Source organism: Amycolatopsis sp. 3B14 (assembly GCF_050958625.1).
Classification (GTDB): domain Bacteria; phylum Actinomycetota; class Actinomycetes; order Mycobacteriales; family Pseudonocardiaceae; genus Amycolatopsis_E; species Amycolatopsis_E thermoflava.
This window is the reverse complement of the sequence record NZ_JBHZEN010000056.1, coordinates 1-16,318: the sequence shown is the minus strand read 5'-3', so window position 1 is coordinate 16,318 and position 16,318 is coordinate 1. Positions and strand designations below refer to the sequence as shown.

At 71.9% G+C, this 16,318-nt stretch carries 20 protein-coding genes; 7 read left to right on the top strand and 13 right to left on the bottom strand.

The features are described from left to right. The first annotated feature begins 77 nt into the window (after positions 1–77). Positions 78–590: a toxin-antitoxin system HicB family antitoxin gene (locus ACCP09_RS29315; RefSeq protein ID WP_017981785.1), complete on the top strand. Its 513-nt coding sequence runs from the start codon at positions 78–80 to the stop codon at positions 588–590. A 2-nt stretch (positions 591–592) separates the two neighbouring features. After that, complete coding sequence (locus ACCP09_RS29310) at positions 593–1,489, top strand: DUF4097 family beta strand repeat-containing protein (protein ID WP_123682754.1); 897 nt, start codon at positions 593–595, stop codon at positions 1,487–1,489. Between the two features lie 301 nt (positions 1,490–1,790). On the opposite strand, the gene ACCP09_RS29305 is transcribed toward ACCP09_RS29310, so the two are convergent. Then, positions 1,791–3,008 carry a winged helix-turn-helix domain-containing protein gene (locus tag ACCP09_RS29305; RefSeq protein WP_433751850.1) on the bottom strand — a complete coding sequence of 406 codons (1,218 nt, stop codon included), beginning with the start codon at positions 3,006–3,008 and terminating at the stop codon, positions 1,791–1,793. Positions 3,009–3,047: 39 nt separating this feature from the next. Between ACCP09_RS29305 and ACCP09_RS29300 the strand changes: the two genes are divergently transcribed. Beyond that, positions 3,048–3,608: a GNAT family N-acetyltransferase gene (locus tag ACCP09_RS29300; protein ID WP_378363238.1), complete on the top strand. Its 561-nt coding sequence runs from the start codon at positions 3,048–3,050 to the stop codon at positions 3,606–3,608. A gap of 1 nt (position 3,609) precedes the next feature. Here ACCP09_RS29300 and ACCP09_RS29295 read toward each other — a convergent pair whose 3' ends face one another. Further along, complete coding sequence (locus ACCP09_RS29295; protein ID WP_433751848.1) at positions 3,610–3,972, bottom strand: DoxX family protein; 363 nt, start codon at positions 3,970–3,972, stop codon at positions 3,610–3,612. Between the two features lie 101 nt (positions 3,973–4,073). Between ACCP09_RS29295 and ACCP09_RS29290 the strand changes: the two genes are divergently transcribed. Beyond that, positions 4,074–4,460 (top strand): winged helix-turn-helix transcriptional regulator, encoded by a 387-nt coding sequence (locus ACCP09_RS29290; protein ID WP_433751846.1) that lies wholly within the window; start codon positions 4,074–4,076, stop codon positions 4,458–4,460. Positions 4,461–4,487: 27 nt separating this feature from the next. Here ACCP09_RS29290 and ACCP09_RS29285 read toward each other — a convergent pair whose 3' ends face one another. Then, positions 4,488–5,756 carry a glycosyltransferase family 87 protein gene (locus ACCP09_RS29285; protein WP_433751844.1) on the bottom strand — a complete coding sequence of 423 codons (1,269 nt, stop codon included), beginning with the start codon at positions 5,754–5,756 and terminating at the stop codon, positions 4,488–4,490. 123 nt (positions 5,757–5,879) lie between these two features. After that, positions 5,880–6,362 carry a GtrA family protein gene (locus ACCP09_RS29280; protein ID WP_228684751.1) on the bottom strand — a complete coding sequence of 161 codons (483 nt, stop codon included), beginning with the start codon at positions 6,360–6,362 and terminating at the stop codon, positions 5,880–5,882. Between the two features lie 186 nt (positions 6,363–6,548). Between ACCP09_RS29280 and ACCP09_RS29275 the strand changes: the two genes are divergently transcribed. Then, a complete protein-coding gene (locus ACCP09_RS29275; protein WP_027930928.1) occupies positions 6,549–7,070 on the top strand; it encodes a membrane protein in 522 nt (173 codons plus the stop codon). 170 nt (positions 7,071–7,240) lie between these two features. Continuing rightward, on the top strand, positions 7,241–8,203 hold the full coding sequence (locus ACCP09_RS29270; RefSeq protein WP_433751841.1) for an aldo/keto reductase: 963 nt from the start codon (positions 7,241–7,243) through the stop codon (positions 8,201–8,203). Here ACCP09_RS29270 and ACCP09_RS29265 read toward each other — a convergent pair. Further along, on the bottom strand, positions 8,188–8,499 hold the full coding sequence (locus ACCP09_RS29265; protein ID WP_433751839.1) for a hypothetical protein: 312 nt from the start codon (positions 8,497–8,499) through the stop codon (positions 8,188–8,190). The two genes, ACCP09_RS29270 and ACCP09_RS29265, sit on opposite strands and share 16 nt — an antisense overlap. 23 nt (positions 8,500–8,522) lie before the next feature. Between ACCP09_RS29265 and ACCP09_RS29260 the strand changes: the two genes are divergently transcribed. Continuing rightward, positions 8,523–8,723, top strand: coding sequence for a hypothetical protein (locus tag ACCP09_RS29260; protein ID WP_433751837.1), 201 nt, complete (start codon positions 8,523–8,525; stop codon positions 8,721–8,723). A 68-nt stretch (positions 8,724–8,791) separates the two neighbouring features. Here the strand turns inward: ACCP09_RS29260 and ACCP09_RS29255 are convergent, their stop codons facing one another. The 8 genes from ACCP09_RS29255 to ACCP09_RS29220 form a co-directional block, all read right to left on the bottom strand. Continuing rightward, positions 8,792–9,244, bottom strand: coding sequence for a membrane protein (locus ACCP09_RS29255; protein ID WP_017981774.1), 453 nt, complete (start codon positions 9,242–9,244; stop codon positions 8,792–8,794). Further along, positions 9,241–10,008 (bottom strand): 4-hydroxy-tetrahydrodipicolinate reductase, encoded by a 768-nt coding sequence (gene dapB / locus ACCP09_RS29250; protein WP_123682760.1) that lies wholly within the window; start codon positions 10,006–10,008, stop codon positions 9,241–9,243. The genes ACCP09_RS29255 and dapB overlap by 4 nt, the downstream gene beginning before the upstream one ends. Then, a complete protein-coding gene (locus tag ACCP09_RS29245) occupies positions 10,005–11,369 on the bottom strand; it encodes a M16 family metallopeptidase (RefSeq protein WP_433751835.1) in 1,365 nt (454 codons plus the stop codon). The genes dapB and ACCP09_RS29245 overlap by 4 nt, the downstream gene beginning before the upstream one ends. Positions 11,370–11,452: 83 nt before the next feature. Next, on the bottom strand, positions 11,453–13,705 hold the full coding sequence (locus ACCP09_RS29240) for a polyribonucleotide nucleotidyltransferase (RefSeq protein ID WP_378363232.1): 2,253 nt from the start codon (positions 13,703–13,705) through the stop codon (positions 11,453–11,455). A 215-nt stretch (positions 13,706–13,920) separates the two neighbouring features. Further along, a complete protein-coding gene (gene rpsO / locus ACCP09_RS29235) occupies positions 13,921–14,190 on the bottom strand; it encodes a 30S ribosomal protein S15 (RefSeq protein ID WP_017981770.1) in 270 nt (89 codons plus the stop codon). A gap of 114 nt (positions 14,191–14,304) precedes the next feature. Next, complete coding sequence (gene thpR, locus ACCP09_RS29230) at positions 14,305–14,808, bottom strand: RNA 2',3'-cyclic phosphodiesterase (RefSeq protein ID WP_123682761.1); 504 nt, start codon at positions 14,806–14,808, stop codon at positions 14,305–14,307. Positions 14,809–14,811: 3 nt separating this feature from the next. After that, positions 14,812–15,291, bottom strand: a complete 480-nt coding sequence (locus tag ACCP09_RS29225) for a helix-turn-helix domain-containing protein (RefSeq protein ID WP_017981768.1) — start codon at positions 15,289–15,291, stop codon at positions 14,812–14,814. 116 nt (positions 15,292–15,407) lie between these two features. Continuing rightward, positions 15,408–16,318 (bottom strand): bifunctional riboflavin kinase/FAD synthetase (locus ACCP09_RS29220; RefSeq protein WP_433751831.1); only part of this gene is annotated, 911 nt, incomplete at its 5' end.

Genomic DNA, 16,318 nt, shown 5'->3' with positions numbered 1-16,318 from the left:
TCCGACAACCCGGCCGCGACACCACATGGTGTCATCTCCTCCTTGACTGACACCAGAGGTGACGTCATAGTGGTGTCATGGATTTGACCCCGTACATCACCAGCCTCCGCGAGGACCTCACCGCGACGGCCTCGGCCGGGGACGAGCAGATCCGCCGGGCGGCGGCGCTGCTGTCCGGCGCGCTGGAGCCCGCGGTCCGGCTGGTGCTGATGAACGCGCTGGCCGACCTCGCCGCCGAGGCGACCGCCCAGCTGCCCGACCACGTCGTCGAGGTGCGCCTGGACGGCCGGGACGTGCGGGTGGTGGTCACCGGTTCCGCCGGCGAGCGGCCACGGGCCGAGCGTCCCGGGCCGCCCCCTCCGCCACCGCCGCCGCTGGTGGAGGGCGGGGACATCTCGCGCATGACGCTGCGCCTGGTGGAGAAGCTCAAGGAGCAGGCCGAGCACGCCGCCTCGTCGCAGGGCGTCTCGCTCAACACGTTCATCTCGCAGGCCGTGCAGGGCGCGCTGCACGGTTCGCAGTCCTGGCACGCCGAGAAGCAGAGCGGCTCGCGGTCCGAGTCGCACCTGCACGGCTGGGTGAAGGGATAGTCATGACCGATCCGGAGCTCGTGCGCACGCAGACGTTCACCCTGCCTGGGCCGCTGGAGCTGGACATCGCCGTGTCGATGGGGAAGGTCGAGGTGAAGCTGGACGCCGAGGAGCCCGAGGCGACGGTGGAGATCCGGCACGACCCGGACGCGCAGCAGCCGTGGACGCAGGGGATTTCCAGCCTGCTGAGCTGGGTCAGCGAGCGGTTCGGCGACCAGCTGGGCACCGATCTGAGCGGCACGCCCGCGGACGCGGTGCAGCAGACGCGGCTGGAACAGACCGGCAACCGGCTGACGGTGCACGCGCCGAAGGCGTTGCCGCTGCGGAACATCCCGCTCGCGGTCACGGTGATCGCGCCCGCCGGCACCGCCGTGGAGGTGCGGGCCGGGTCGGCGAACGTGACGGCGACCGGGCCGGCCGGGCGGGTGGACGTCTCCACCGGGACCGGCGAGATCAGGCTGGACCGGTCGGAGGGCGCGGCGACGGTGCGCAGCGGCTCCGGCGCGATCCGGCTCGGGCCGACGCTGGCGGGGCTGCACCTGCGCACCGGCAGCGGCGACGTCGAGGTGGCGTCGCTGGCCGGGTCGGCGACGCTGGCCACCGGCACCGGCGATGTCTGGCTGGGCACCGTGTCCGGCTCCGTGCTGGCCCGCAGCGGCAGCGGCGACGTGTCGGTCGCCGAGGCGGCGAGCGGGAACCTGGAGCTGGTCACCGGTTCCGGCGACATCCGGGTCGGGATCCGGCCGGGCGTGGCCGCGGAGGTCGACCTGACCGCGAGCGCAGGCAAGGTGTCGAGCGAGCTGGACGTGGCGCTGGACCGGCCCGACGGCGAGATCCCGCTGAACCTGCGGGCCCGCACGGGATCCGGCACGGCCGTGGTGACCCGCGCGGCGCAGTAGACCACCGGAGGGGCGGCCGCGAGCCGCCATGGGGGTGGAGGGGTGGTGTGACATGGGGGCGTGTCACACCACCCCGATTCCGTGTTTGGACCACCGGCGGCCCGCGAACGTCCCCAGCTGCGGCCGGAGATCCAGCAGCCAGCCACCAGCCATTCCCAAGCAAAGACGGCCCGCGAACCTCCTCGACCGCCGAAGGCCGGCTGTCCCCCACAGGGCGGGCGGCAGCTGTTGGTGGGCTTGCCGCCAGCCGGCCACCGCCATTTTTCGTCGGTGCCGGCCGACGGATTCAGCGCCGTCGTTCTCACGCCCGGCTCAGGGCCGGCGCCAGATCACCCCGCTCCCCCACCGCGAAACCGTCCAGCCCCAGCCACGAGGCCATCAACCGCAACTCCCCCGCCAGCTCGGCGGCCACCCGCGGCACTTCGGCGCCCGGCTCGGCGAACGCGCCCTGCACCCGCAGCACCCCGGCCTCCCGGTCGGCCTTCAGGTCGACCCGCGCCACCAGTTCGCCGTCGAGCAGGAACGGGAACACGTAGTAGCCGTACACGCGCCTGGGCTCGGGCACGTAGATCTCGATGCGGTACCGGAACCCGAACAGCCGCTCGGTGCGGGCCCGCTCCCAGATCAGCGGGTCGAACGGGCACAGCAGCGCCCGGCCCGTCACCTTCCGCGGCATCCGGGCGCCTACCAGGCGGTACGCCGGGCCGCGCCAGCCGCGCACCTCGGCCTCCTCCAGCACCCCGTCCTCGACCAGCTCGGCCACCGCCCGGCGGCTCGTCTCCGGGCCCAGCCGGTAGTAGTCCCGCAGGTCCGGCTCCGTCGCCACGCCCAGCGCCGTCGCCGCGCGGGAGATCAGCTCGCGCGCCCCCTGCTCGGGCGACACGCGCCGCGCCAGGACCTCCGCCGGCACGACCCGCTCGGTCAGGTCGTACAGCCGCTCGAACCCGCGTCGCGTGCCGGTGGTCAGCTGGCCGAGACCGAACAGCAGCTCGCAGATCTTCTTGACCTCGGACCGCTCCCACCACGACCCCGGGCGGCGCGCCGACTCGCCCTCCAGCTCGCGCTCGATGCCGCCCGCCCCGATCGGGCCGAGCTCCTTCACCACCGCCAGCACGTCGTCGACCAGCGACGGCGAGCGGTCGGCGAGGGGCTGGTAGTTGCGCCACCACCCGGGCCGCTTCGCGCCGGACTGCAACAGCGGCCAGTCCTCGACCGGGATCAGGCTCGCCTCGTGCGCCCACGTCTCCACCAGCAGCCGCGGCTTGCGGCTGCTGTGCGTCCAGGCGGCCTCGTCGATCAACGCCGGGTCGTAGCTGCCCAGCCGCGCGAACAGCGGTGCGTAGTGCGCCCGCACCGCGACGTTCACCGAGTCCAGCTGGATCAGCTGCAGCCGCGACAGCGCGCGCTTGAGGTGCCGCCGGGTGGGTTCGGTGCCGGGCCGCGGGTCGGCGAAACCCTGGGCCGCCAGCGCCGCCCGCCGGGCGGCCGCCACACTCATCGTCTCCATGGTGGTGCTCATGGTGCCAGCACTCACCGACAAAACCGGTAGGTTCCCGGCATGAGCACCGTGTCCGTCCGCGAAGCCGTCGACGCCGACGCCGCGGAGATCGCCCGGATCCAGCGCGTCACCTGGCGGACCGCCTACCAGGGCGTCCTCAGCGACCGGGCGCTCGCCGAGCTCGACTCCGCGGTCACGGAGGCGCGGTGGGCGGAGGCGATCGGCCACCCCGGCTCCCGGATCCACCTCGCCGTCGAAGGCGGCCGCACGGTCGGGTTCTGCGTCGCCGGGCCAGCGCCGCGCGACGACGTGGCCGACGCGGCGGGGAACGTGCCCGGCGACGCCGACCGCACCGGCCTGATCGCGACGCTGCTGGTGGAGCCGCGCTGGTCCCGGCGCGGCCACGGCTCCCGGCTGCTGGCCGCGGCCGCCGCCGGGCTGCGTGAGCTGGGCGCCGGCCGCGGCGTCACCTGGGCCGTGGAGTCCGACGCCGCCACCCTCGGCTTCTACCGCCGCGCCGGCTGGCACCCCGACGGCACCGTCCGCACCCTGGACACCGGCGACCGCCGCCTGCGCGAGCTTCGCCTCACCGGCGCGCTGGACATCCAGCTCGTCGAGTAGGTCACCAGACGGTCGCCAGCCACGCGGCGACGGCGGCCAGCACGATCAGGGGCACGTTCAACCCGGTTTCCTTCACCTCGCCCCGCGACAGGTGCAGGCCGGCCGCCAGCACCTGGAGCACCGCGAACCCGAGTGCCGCCAGCAGCGCCAGCGCGGGCGCGACCCCGGTCAGCGGCGGCAGGACCAGCCCGAGCACGCCGAGGATCTCCACCGCGCCGATGCCGCGCACCGCCCACATCGGCACGGTGTCGACCCAGCCCATCATCGGCGCCAGCTGCTCGCGGCTCTGCGCGATCTTCTTCCCGCCCGCGAACAGGTACAGGACCCCCAGCAGCGCGGCCACGATCCAGTAGGCGATTTCCACGGCGACCTCCGATGGTTATGACTTGTAAGCAACCACATCATGGGTCACCATCGGAGGGTCTACAAAAGGCACACGAGTGTGCGTAGCGGACAGGAGCGTGCGTGTCGCGGTACGAACGGACCTGCCTGATCCGGGGCGACGGCGGGCGCGCGATCCGGCGCATCCTGGACCGGATCGGCAACAAGTGGAGCCTGCTGGTGGTCGCCACGCTGGACGACCAGCGGATGCGGTTCACCGAGCTGCAGCAGCGCATTCCCGGCGTGTCCCAGCGGATGCTGTCGCTCACGCTGCGGAACCTCGAACGCGACGGCCTGGTGTCGCGCACCGCCTACGCGGAGGTGCCGCCCCGCGTCGAGTACGCGCTCACCGACGTCGGCCGCACCCTGATCGAGCCGGCCGTGCGCCTGGCGGAATGGGCGGTCGAGCACGACCCCGACATCGAACGCAGTCAGCGCGCGTTCGACGAGCAGCGTGGCGGACACAAGTAGAGCCCGGGACAACCCGGGCTCTACGGATCAGGCCTCGTCGCCGGCGCGGACCGGCGTGAAGGCCGGCTTCGTCAGCTCCTGGCTGAGTTCGAAGTCCAGGTCGTCGGCAGGCGCGGGCTTGCCCCGCCCGCGGAACCACAGCACGGACATCACGACCAGGAAGGCCACGGCCACGATCTGGTAGCTGCTGCCCGCGACCTGCTGCGCGAAGCTCCAGTTCTCCCACTCCAGCGGCACCCAGTAGTGCGGCGCGAGCCACAGGATCACCACCGCGGCCCAGCCGGACACGATGAGCCACTTGTTGTTCTTCCGCACGCCCATCACGAGCACCAGCACAGCCGTCGGCAACGCGAGGATCCAGTGGTGCGACCAGGAGATCGGCGAGATCAGCAGCACACCCGCGGCGTTGACGCCCAGCGCGAGCGCGAGGTTGTTGTCCCGCAACGCCCGCGCGGTGCCGAGGAACGTCATGGCGACGACCGCGAGCACGCCGAGACCGCCCACGACCGTCAGCGTGGTGCCGGTCAGGTGCAGCTTCTCGAACGTCGCGGTGATCGACTCGTTCGCGTGGATCGGCCCGATGTTCATGCCGGTGGCGTGGAAGACGCGGTCGGTCCAGTACGTCCACGAGTCGCCGGGCATCAGCACGAACGCGATCGCCGTCATCACCAGGAAGCTGACGAACGCGGTGACCACCGCGCGGAAGTCCTTGCGCAGCAGGAAGATCAGGCAGAACCCGGCCGGGGTGAGCTTGACCGCCGCCGCGATGCCGATCAGCGCGCCCCGCGGCCAGCGCGGGTTCGGCCACAGGATGTCGACCGCGACGAGCATCATCAGCAGGACGTTGATCTGGCCCCAGAAGATCGTGTTCGCGACCGGGTGCGCGACCACCATCACGATCGCGGCCGCCACGACCATCCACGTCTTGTTCAGCAGCCCGCGCAGCTCCGGCGAGGAGTTGCGGTAGGCCAGGATGATCGGGAACAGGGCCAGGCAGGTCACGCCGGTCAGCAGCGGGTAGCCGATCGGCGGCGGGATGATCGCCAACGGGGTGAACAGCACCGCGGAGAACGGCGGGTAGGTGTAGGGCAGCGCGCCGCCGATGGTCGAGACGGGCAGCTCCGAGTAGATCGAGTGGCCCTTGAGGAACGTGTCCGCGCCCAGCCGGTAGATGTCGACGTCGGTCGGCCACTTGCGGATGCCGTGCGCGTAGTACGCGAGCGCGGCGAACAGGCCGACGGCCAGCAGGAGTTCCAAGCCCAGGCGTACCCGCTCGGCGGCACTGCCGTACCTCATCGTCTCGATGACAGCTTTCACTCGTTCTCCCAGTCCCGGCCAGGCGTGATCTCACGGAACAGACGCCGCAACGCCTATCTTCGTTGCCCGCGTGATCGATGTTACGAGCGGGTCCCCCTTGCGCTACGCGCGGCTGCGGTCGGTGAACACGATCCAGCGAAGCACGCTGTAGAGGAACACGGCCTCGCACGCGCCGGCGATGATGCGCGCCAGGTGGTACTGCACGCCCAGCGCGGCCAGGCCGGCTCCGGCGCCGAGGATGAACGCGAAGTAGTTGACCGCCACCGCGATCGCGTAGCGCACGGCCTGGCGCCCGACCGGGGCGTGCGAGCGGAAGTTGAAGACGCGGTTGAGCACGAAGCTCAGCGCGAAGGCGCACACGTAGGCCACGGTGATGGCGGCCGGCAGCGGCAGCCCGGCCACCCCGTGGCCCAGGGTCAGCAGCAGCAGGTCGACGCCGAAGGTGAACCCGTTGATCAGCGCGAAGCCCACGAAGCTGGGCGGGACCAGCATGTTCAGCCCGAGGGGCAGGTACCGGACGACCGTCGCGCAGAACGACGCGAACCTCTCCACGAGCGACCGCGTCACCCGGATGTCCTGTTGCACGGCGCCACGGTGGCAGAAGCGGGTGACGGGAAGGTGAGCGGCCGGTAGTCAACAGGCGGCGGAAAGTGTCGCGGACCCCACGGAGATCACACTTCGGGCTGATATCTTCTTGTGACCCCGCCCGTGTGATCCTCCGTCCCCCACGGAGGCGCGCGCCGCCCCGAAGCCCCCCGTCAGGAGGCGCGGATGTTCGCCTGGTTCTGGGTGACGCTCGGCGTCGCCTTCGGCTCGGCGATCGTGCCCGTGATCAGCGTCGAGGTGTTCGTGCTGGGGCTCGTGGCCAGCGAGCCGGGGCTGCATTGGCTGCTGATCGGCGCGGCCGTCTCGATCGGCCAGATCGCCGGCAAACTGCTGTACTACCTGGCCGCGCGCGGATCGATCAGGCTGCCGCGGTTCCTGCACGACCGCCTGCACCGCGAGCGCCCGCCCAGCCGCCGCCGCGACCGGTGGCACCAGCGCACGAAGTGGCTGCGCGGCAAGGTGGAGGCCCTGCGCGAGCGCTGCCACCGGCACCCGCACTGGATGACGGGCACCTACGGGGTCAGCTCGCTGGTCGGGCTCCCCCCGTTCATGGCGACGACGGTGCTGGCGGGCCTGGCCGACATGCGGATGTCGACGTTCCTCACGGCGGGCCTGACCGGGCGGTTCATCAGGTACAGCGCGCTGGCCGCGTGCCCGGCGGTGTTCGCGGGCTGGTTCCACCACTGAGCTCGGGCTACCGCGGGATCCGGAACAGCCCGTCGGAGGCGTCCACCACGACGGGCAGGGACTCGCCGACGAGCACCGTGGCCGCCAGCTCGCCGGCCACCGCTGGCGGGCCAGCTCGCCGGCCAGGGCGAGCACGACGATCACCGCGGTGATCCGACAAAGTGGACCGCATGAGATACCGGCTTTTCGGGCGCACCGGGCTGCGCGTGGCGGAGATGTTCCTCGGGGCGATGGCGCTGCAGGAACCCGACGAGGCGCGGCGGGTGGTCAAGGCCTACGCCGACGCCGGGGGCAACGTGATCGACACGGCCTCGGCGTACGCGGAGAGCGAGAGCGTGCTGGGCGAGGTGCTGACGGACCGCGACCGGTTCGTGCTGGCGACCAAGTACACGCTGACGCGGGACCCGCACGACCCGAACGCCGGGGGCAGCCACCGCAAGAACCTGGTCGCGTCGCTGGAGCGCAGCCTGCGGCGGTTGCGCACCGACTACGTCGACATCCTGTGGGTGCACACGTGGGACCCGCACACGCCGGTCGCCGAGACGCTGCGTGCGCTGGACGACCTGGTCCGGGCCGGGAAGGTCAGATACCTCGGGGTGTCCGACACGCCCGCGTGGGTGGTGAGCCGGGCGGACGTGCTGGCGGAGTGGCGCGGGGGGACGCCGTTCGCTGGCGTGCAGGTGCCCTACAGCCTCCTGAACCGCGACATCGAGCGCGACGTGCTGCCGATGGCCGAGCAGCTGGGGCTGACCGTGGCGGCGTGGGGCGTCCTGGAGCACGGCGCGCTGACCGGGTCCAGCCGGGTCGGTTCGCCGTCGCCGGAGCAGCAGCGGGTGGCGACCGCGGTGCGCGCGGTGGCGGACGAGCTGGGTGTCACGCCGGCGCAGGTGGCGATCGCGTGGTCGCGGGCGCGGTCGTCGGTCGTGCACCCGCTGATCGGGTTCCGCACGGCGGACCGGGTCGCGGAGACCGTCGCCGCGCTGGACGTGACGCTGCCCCCGGAGGCGGTGGCGAAGCTGGAGGCGGCGGCGCCGTTCGAGCCGGGCCCGTTCGCCGACTTCGTGAACCGGTCGGCGGTCAGCGGGGGGGTGTTCGGCCACGGCGAGGTGGTGGGGCGTCAGCTGCGGGAGTGAGGCAGCTCGGCGATGGCGGCGACGGACCAGTACACCGGCTCCGGCGCCTCCTCGGGCGGCAGGCCCAGGATCCAGGCCAGCACGGCCGATGCCTGGGCGTGGGTGCCGATCAGCCCCCGCTGGTTGAGGTGGACACCGGCGTCGGCTTCGTAGCCGTGGCACAGCCAGGAGTGCAGGCTCATCAGGCCGAACTCGACGCCGATGATCTCGAAGCCGCGCAGCACGGCGTGCGCCGGCGTCGGCTCTTGCCTGAGCCGGCGGCGCCGTTGGTGCACGAGGTGACCATCCGCGGACACGACGGCTCCGGCCGGCCACCCGCGTGCTGACCGGCGTTCCGGACAAGAACGAGGTGGACCTGCGGGAAGCGGACGGCGCGCTACGGGTGATGCTGCGCTCGGCCCACGGCCCGTGGCTCTACCGGCTCGACACCCTCAACCTCGCCTACCGGGCGGGCCCGGATCCGGAGATCTTCCTCGGAACCCCCACCCGCCGCGTCGACGAGCGCGCCACGCTGCGGTAGGAAACGCGGGCGCTGCGCGCCGCCTCCCCCGCCAGGTCCTACGCGTCACAGCGCAGGCACGACACCACCTAGCGGGCCGCCTCCGCCGCCTCCAGGTCCAGCGCCTTGCGCATCGTGGCGCGGGCTCGGCGCCGGTCGCCCGCCAGGTCGTACGCGTGCGCCAGCCGGTACCAGTACCGCCAGTCCTCGGGGTGCTGCTCCAGCTCCGCGCGGCGCTCCTCGAACCACGCGTCCGCCGCGGCGCGGTCCACCCTGCCGGACGGGCGGCGCGGCAGGTCGGCCACGTCCGGCAGCCCGCCCTCGGCGTCCAGCCGTCGCGCCAGGTGCTGGATCCGCGTGCCGGACCGCCAGGTCGCGACGACCATCCACAGCCCGAGCAGCGGCAGCACCAGCACGCCGACGCCGAGCGCGATGCCCACGCCTGTCCCGGTCGCGATCAGCTCCACCCCGCGCGCCCCGAGCAGCACCAGGTAGACCACCAGCGCGGCGGTCATCACCAGTGCGACGTTGCGGGCCTTCACAGGTCGAGCACGTTCTCGAGGCCGACGGTCAGGCCGGGACGGCCCAGCACCTCCCGCACCCCGAGCAGCACACCCGGCATGAACGAGGTCCGGTCCATCGAGTCGTGCCGGATGGTGAGCGTCTCGCCCTCCTGCCCGAACAGGATCTCCTCGTGCGCCACCAGCCCGGGCAGCCGCACCGAGTGCACGTGCACGTCCTCGACCCGCGCGCCGCGGGCGCCGTCCAGCTCGCTCGTCGTCGCGTCCGCGCCCGGCTTCAGCCCGGCCTCGCGGCGCGCCTGCGAGATCAGCCGCGCCGTGTGCGCCGCCGTGCCGGACGGGGCGTCCGCCTTGCGGTTGTGGTGCAGCTCGATGACCTCGACCGACTCGTAGAACCGGGCCGCCTGCTGCGCGAACCGCATCGCGAGCACCGCGCCGAGCGCGAAGTTCGGCGCGATCAGCACCCCGACCTCCGGCTTGCCCGCCAGCCACGAGCGCACCGTCTCCAGCCGCTCCTCGCTGAACCCGGTGGTGCCGACGACCGCGTGCAACCCGTTGGCCACCAGGAACTCCAGGTTGCCCATCACCGCGTCCGGGTGGGTGAAGTCGACGACCACCTCCGCGCCGGCCTCGGTCAGCGCGGCCAGGTCGTCGCCCGCGTCCAGCGTCGCCACGACCGTCATGTCGGGCGCGCCCCCGGCGGCCTTGACCACCTGCGCACCCATCCGTCCCTGGGCGCCCAGCACGCCGACCCGGATCGGGTTGTCCTCGCCGCGGGGGTTCATTTCGCGATCACCTCGTGCAGATCTTCCGGTAGGTCCTGCTCGGAAGCGTACGGCCCGACCACCGCGGCGGCGGTGACCCCTCCCGGCGTCCCGAACAGGGTGCGGGCCAGCTCACACACCTCCTCGGTGGTCACCGCGGCGATCCGCTCCACCGACTCGTCGACGGTGAGGTGCACGCCGTAGTTGAGCTCCTGCTTGCCGATGCGCGACATCCGCGACGCGGTGTCCTCCAGACCCAGCACGATCCCGCCGCGCAGCTGCCCCTTGGCGCGCGCGACCTCGGCGTCGGTGAAGCCGTCCTTGCCGACCTGCCCGAGCACGTCCCGCAGCACCGCCGACACCTCGCCCAGCCGCTCCGGCTGGCAGCCCGCGTACACGGAGAAGTGGCCGGTGTCGGCGTAGGTCGCCACCGAGGAGTACACCTGGTAGGCCAGGCCGCGCTGCTCGCGCACCTCCTGGAACAGCCGCGAGCTCATGCCGCCGCCGAGCGCGGCGTTGAGCACCGACAGCGCGTACCGGCGCTCGTCGTGCCGCGACAGCGCCTTCATGCCGAGCATGACATGGGCCTGCTCGGTGTCGTCGCTGTGCAGCACCAGCCGCCGCTCCGCGGCCACCCGCGCCTTGCCCGCCCGCGGCGGCACCGGGGTGTCCGAACCGGACAGACGGCCGCGCAACGCCTTGCGCGCCAGGCGGAGGACCTGCGTGTGCTCGACGTTGCCCGCCACCGCGAGCACCATCTTCGGTAGCGTGTAGCGGCGCCGGTAGAACCCGCGCAGCCCGCTCGCCGACATGCCGGTGATCGACTCGGTGGTGCCCAGCACCGGGCGCGCCAGCGGGTGCGAGCCCAGGACCGTGGTCACGAACGTGTCGTGCAGCAGGTCCTCGGGATCGTCGTCGCGCATGGCGATCTCCTCGAGCACCACGCTGCGCTCGGTGTCCACATCGGACTCCGCGCAGAGCGCCTCGAACACCACGTCGGTGACCAGGTCCATCGCCAGCGGCAGGTCCTCGTCGAGCACCTGCGCGTAGTAGCAGGTGTGCTCCTTCGCGGTGAACGCGTTCAGCTCACCGCCGACCGCGTCGATCTCCTCGGCGATCTGCACCGCGGACCGGTTGGTGGTGCCCTTGAACAGCAGGTGCTCCAGGTAGTGCGCCGCCCCGGCCACCTTCGGCGGCTCGTCCCGCGAGCCGACCCCGACCCACAGGCCGACCGTCGCCGACCGCACCCCCGGCACGTGCTCGGTGACCACCCGCAGCCCGCCCGGCAGCACGGTGCGCTTCACAACCTGGCCGTTCGCCCCGGTTTCGAGCGTCCGCGTGGTGCCCGCGGCCTGCTCGTGCCCGGCAATCTGTCGCGCCATCGAATCCCAACACACTCGTGCGGGAACACGGAAAACGGCCCGCCCCGCCCGGGGACGGGCCGTTTCCCGGCTACCGCTTCGTCCTACTTGGCGTCGGCCTCGGCGCCCTCGGCGGGGGCGTCCTCGGCCTTCTTCTCGCCCTCCTCCTCGTCCTTGACGAGGACCAGGCTGATCTTGCCGCGGTTGTCGATGTCGGCGATCTCGACGCGGAGCTTGTCGCCCACGTTGACCACGTCCTCGACCTTGCCGATGCGCTTGCCGTTGCCCAGCTTCGAGATGTGGATCAGGCCGTCCTTGCCCGGCAGCAGCGAGACGAACGCGCCGAACGCGGCCGTCTTCACCACGGTGCCCAGGAAGCGCTCGCCCACCTTCGGCAGCTGCGGGTTCGCGATGGCGTTGATCTTGCTGATCGCGGCCTCCGCGGACGGGCCGTCGGCCGCGCCCACGTAGATCGTGCCGTCGTCCTCGATCGAGATGTCGGCGCCGGTCTCCTCGGTGATCGAGTTGATCATCTTGCCCTTCGGCCCGATGACCTCGCCGATCTTGTCGACCGGGATCTTCACGCTCGTGACGCGCGGGGCGTACGGGCTCATCTCGTCCGGGGAGTCGATGGCCTCGGCCAGCACGTCGAGGATGGTCAGCCGGGCGTCCTTGGCCTGGTTCAGCGCGCCCGCCAGGACGTCCGACGGGATGCCGTCGAGCTTGGTGTCCAGCTGCAGCGCGGTGATGAAGTCCTTGGTGCCTGCGACCTTGAAGTCCATGTCGCCGAAGGCGTCCTCGGCGCCGAGGATGTCGGTCAGCGCGACGTAGCGCGTCTCGCCGTCGACCTCGTCGGACACCAGGCCCATCGCGATGCCCGCGACCGGCGCCTTCAGCGGCACGCCGGCGTTGAGCAGCGACATGGTCGAGGCGCACACCGAGCCCATCGAGGTGGACCCGTTCGAGCCCAGCGCCTCCGACACCTGACGGATGGCGTAGGGGAACTCGTCCCGCTTCGGCAGCACCGGCACCAGCGCGCGCTCGGCCAGCATGCCGTGGCCGATCTCGCGCCGCTTGGGCGAGCCCACGCGGCCGGTCTCGCCGGTGGAGAACGGCGGGAAGTTGTAGTGGTGCAGGTACCGCTTCGTCGTCTCCGGCGACAGCGAGTCGATCTGCTGCTCCATGCGCAGCATGTTCAGCGTGGTGACGCCCAGGATCTGGGTCTCGCCGCGCTCGAACAGCGCCGAACCGTGCGCCCGCGGGATGATCGCGACCTCGGCCGCCAGCTGGCGGATGTCGGTGAGACCGCGGCCGTCGATGCGGACCTTGTCGCGCAGGATGCGCTGGCGGATCAGCTTCTTGGTCAGCGCCCGGAACGCGGCGCCGATCTCCTTGTCGCGGCCCTCGAAGGCCTCGCCCTCGCCGAGGCCGACCTTGGCCAGCACGGCGGCCTTGACCTCGTCGGTGGCGTTCTCGCGGTCCTGCTTGCCGGCGATGGTCAGCGCCTTGGCCAGGTCCTCGGTCGCGATCGCGGCGACCGCGTCGTAGGCGTCCTGCTGGTAGGCGGGGAACACCGGGAAGTCGCCGGTCGGCTTGGCGGCCGCGTCGGCGAGCTTCTGCTGCGCCTCGCACAGCACGCGGATGAACGGCTTGGCGGCGGCCAGGCCCTCGGCCACGGCCTGCTCGGTCGGCGCCGGGGCGCCGCCCGCGATCAGGTCGAGCGTGTTCTCGGTGCCCTCGGCCTCGACCATCATGATCGCGACGTCGTCACCGACGACACGGCCTGCGACGACCATGTTGAAGGTCGCCTTCTCCAGCTGCGACCAGGTCGGGAACGCGACCCACTGTCCCTCGATCAGCGCGACGCGGACGCCGCCGATCGGGCCGGAGAACGGCAGGCCGCCGATCTGGGTCGAGGCCGACGCGGCGTTGATCGCCAGCACGTCGTAGGGGTCCTCGGGGTGCAGGCTCTGCACCGTGACGACGATCTGGATCTCGTTGCGCAGGCCGTCGGCGAAGGACGGGCGCAGCGGCCGGTCGATCAGGCGGCAGGTCAGGATCGCGTCGGTGGAGGGACGGCCCTCGCGGCGGAAGAACGCGCCCGGGATCCGGCCCGCGGCGTACATCCGCTCCTCGACGTCCACCGTCAGCGGGAAGAAGTCGAAGTGCTCCTTCGGCTGCTTGGAGGCGGTGGTCGCCGACAGCAGCATCGTCTCTTCGTCCAGGTAGGCGACGACAGCGCCGGCGGCCTGCCGGGCGAGCCTGCCCGTCTCGAAGCGGATCGTGCGCGTGCCGTACTTGCCGTTGTCGATGACGGCCTCGGCCTCGTGCACGACGGGTCCGCTTGCTTCGGTCATGTGTAGTTGACTCCTCGTTCGTTCGGGCAGCAGAGCGCCCCGCCCGTGCGGGGCGGCGTCCGAGGAACGAGCCGGTCTTCGATCGAAGCCAACGGGACTCTCCCGTAAGCCACTACCGAGGACCGGCGTCCTTGCCCTCGAGCGCCTGCCCTTCCTCTTTCTTACTTCGTATGGACCGAGGGGGAGCGACCGTGGTCACTCCCCCTCGGATCACGTCATCGGCGCAAGCCGAGTCGCTGGATCAGCGACCGGTAGCGTTCGATGTCCACCTTCATCACGTAGTTGAGCAGCCGGCGACGACGGCCGACCAGCAGCAACAGGCCGCGACGGGAGTGGTGGTCGTGCTTGTGCACCTTGAGATGCTCGGTGAGACCGATGATCCGCTTGGTGAGCAGCGCGACCTGGGCCTCCGGGGACCCGGTGTCGGACTCGTGCAGACCGTACTCGGTCAGAATCGACTTCTTCTCGTCGGTGGACAGCGCCACTGAGTTCTCTCCTCTGTGTTGTTCTGTGCCGTGAGGCCCGCTGGACGCGGGTAGTCGGTCGCGGCCGCCACGGACTGCAGCCGGACCCGGTGGTTCAGGGTATCAGGGAGCGCACTACCTGGCCTGCTGGGACAGCGGGAACCGCTCGACCACGACGTATCGCACGCCGTCGGCGCTCCGCTGCGACCGCATCAGCACCGCCTCCGCGGCCGTCCACATCTCGCTGCGGTAGCCGGACAACCGCCGCTCCAGCTCCGCCGGCACCCGCTCGCGCGTGCGCGCCAGGGTCAGGTGCGGCAGGTACGCGCGGCCCTCCTCGCCCGCCCCGGCGGCGAGACCGAGCTCGGTGATCCCCTCGCCGTACACCCCGAGGTAGAGGACCCGGGTGAACGTGCCCGCACCTTCCAACCAGATCCGCGGCGCCGGCATTCCCGCCAGCCGCGGCCGCAGCCAGTCCGCCCGCGCGGCGGCGTCCTCCTCGCCGTAGAACCCCAGCGTGACGTGCCAGTTCTCCGGCGAACTCCACCGCACGCCGTCCAGCCGCGGCAGCCCGGCGACCTCGGCGGTCAGGGTCTCGACCACGGCGGCGGGCGGCAGGACCGCCGAGAACAGCACCACCGCTCAGCCCTGCTGCCCGGCGCGGCGGAGCAGGTCGGCCAGTGCCGGGAAGTCGTCGTCGAGCCGCTTGGCCGCCTCGATCAGGTCCTCGTCCTCGGCGATGTCCCGCAGCACCGACAGCGCCGCGCGCTCCTCGGACAGCGCGTTGACCGGGAAGGTGTCGCGGCCGACGGTGGGCCGCGCGTCCCGCACGTCCTCCAGCGCGGCCATCAGGGCTTCCTTGTGGCCGGCGGCGACCTCGGGGATCAGGCACTTGCGCTCGAGCATGATCATCCGGGCGAGCACCACCGGGTTGCCGATCTTGGCGCGGCGGCCGCTCATCACCTGGCTCAGCATCGGGGCGCTGATGCCCAGCACCTCGGCCAGGTAGGCCTGCGAGACGTCGAACGCGACGACGAGACGGCGCACCCGGTCGCCCAGCGGCTCGCCGTACCACTCCCGCTGGAGGGCGATGTTCCGCTGGACGATCTTGTGGTCATCCACGTGCTGTGCTCCCTGCTCTCCCCGGACAGACCTGGCCGCGCCGGACCCAATCTTGCCAGGTGGGATCGGGCGGCCGGGGCGGAATCACCCGACGATTCGCAATCGCACCGGCGCGGTCAGCTGCCGGAACCGAGGATGGCGCGGGTGCGGCTGACGTCGTCGGCGATCTGCTCGACCAGGTCGTCGACGCTGGTGAACTTCACCATGTCGCGCAGGCGGCCGACGAAGTCCAGCGCCACGTGCTGGCCGTAGAAGTCCTCGTCCACGTCGAGCACGAACGCCTCGACGGTGCGCTCGCGGCCGGAGAACGTCGGGTTGGTGCCGACCGAGACCGCCGCGGGCAGCAGGCGGCCGGGCTGGTTGTCGCGGACGAACCAGCAGGCGTACACGCCGTCGGCGGGCACCGCGGCGAACCGCGGCGTGGACAGGTTCGCGGTCGGATAGCCCAGGTCGTGCCCGCGGCCGTCGCCGCGGACCACGATGCCCTCCAGCCGGTGCGGGCGGCCCAGCGCGTCAGCGGCGGCGACCACGTCGCCCGCGTCGATGCACGAGCGGACGTAGGTCGAGGAGAAGGTGATCTCGCCGGAATCCGCGGCCTCGCCGTCGGGCATGCTTCCACCCTGCAGCTCGGCGCCGAAGGTGGCGAACCCGAACCGGCGGCCCAGCTCCTTGAGCAGGGCCACGTCACCGGCGGCCTTGTGCCCGAAGGTGAAGTTCTCCCCCACCACCACGGCGGCCGCGTGCAGCCGGTCGACCAGCACCTCGTGCACGAACTCGTGCGCGGTCAGCCGGGACAGCTCCGCGGTGAACGGCAGCACGCAGAAGACGTCGATGCCCAGCTGCTCGACCAGCTCCGCCTTGCGGCGCAGCGTGGTCAGCTGCGCCGGGTGGCTCCCCGGCCGGATGACCTCGGACGGGTGCGGGTCGAACGTCAGCATCACGCTGGGCAGGTTGCGGTTCTTCGCCACCTCGACCGTCCTGGCGATCAGCGCCTGGTGCCCGCGGTGCACCCCGTCGAACACGCCGA

Bases quoted from the DNA above. Each gene is read 5' to 3' on its own strand.
- ACCP09_RS29270 (WP_433751841.1), top strand. From the start codon at position 7,241: ATGAGATACCGGCTTTTCGGGCGCACCGGGCTGCGCGTGGCGGAGATG.
- ACCP09_RS29305 (WP_433751850.1), bottom strand. From the start codon at position 3,008: ATGAGCACCACCATGGAGACGATGAGTGTGGCGGCCGCCCGGCGGGCG.
- ACCP09_RS29285 (WP_433751844.1), bottom strand. From the start codon at position 5,756: ATGAGGTACGGCAGTGCCGCCGAGCGGGTACGCCTGGGCTTGGAACTC.
- ACCP09_RS29315 (WP_017981785.1), top strand. From the start codon at position 78: ATGGATTTGACCCCGTACATCACCAGCCTCCGCGAGGACCTCACCGCG.
- dapB (WP_123682760.1), bottom strand. From the start codon at position 10,008: ATGAACCCCCGCGGCGAGGACAACCCGATCCGGGTCGGCGTGCTGGGC.
- ACCP09_RS29240 (WP_378363232.1), bottom strand. From the start codon at position 13,705: ATGACCGAAGCAAGCGGACCCGTCGTGCACGAGGCCGAGGCCGTCATC.
- ACCP09_RS29300 (WP_378363238.1), top strand. From the start codon at position 3,048: ATGAGCACCGTGTCCGTCCGCGAAGCCGTCGACGCCGACGCCGCGGAG.
- ACCP09_RS29275 (WP_027930928.1), top strand. From the start codon at position 6,549: ATGTTCGCCTGGTTCTGGGTGACGCTCGGCGTCGCCTTCGGCTCGGCG.
- ACCP09_RS29310 (WP_123682754.1), top strand. From the start codon at position 593: ATGACCGATCCGGAGCTCGTGCGCACGCAGACGTTCACCCTGCCTGGG.
- ACCP09_RS29245 (WP_433751835.1), bottom strand. From the start codon at position 11,369: ATGGCGCGACAGATTGCCGGGCACGAGCAGGCCGCGGGCACCACGCGG.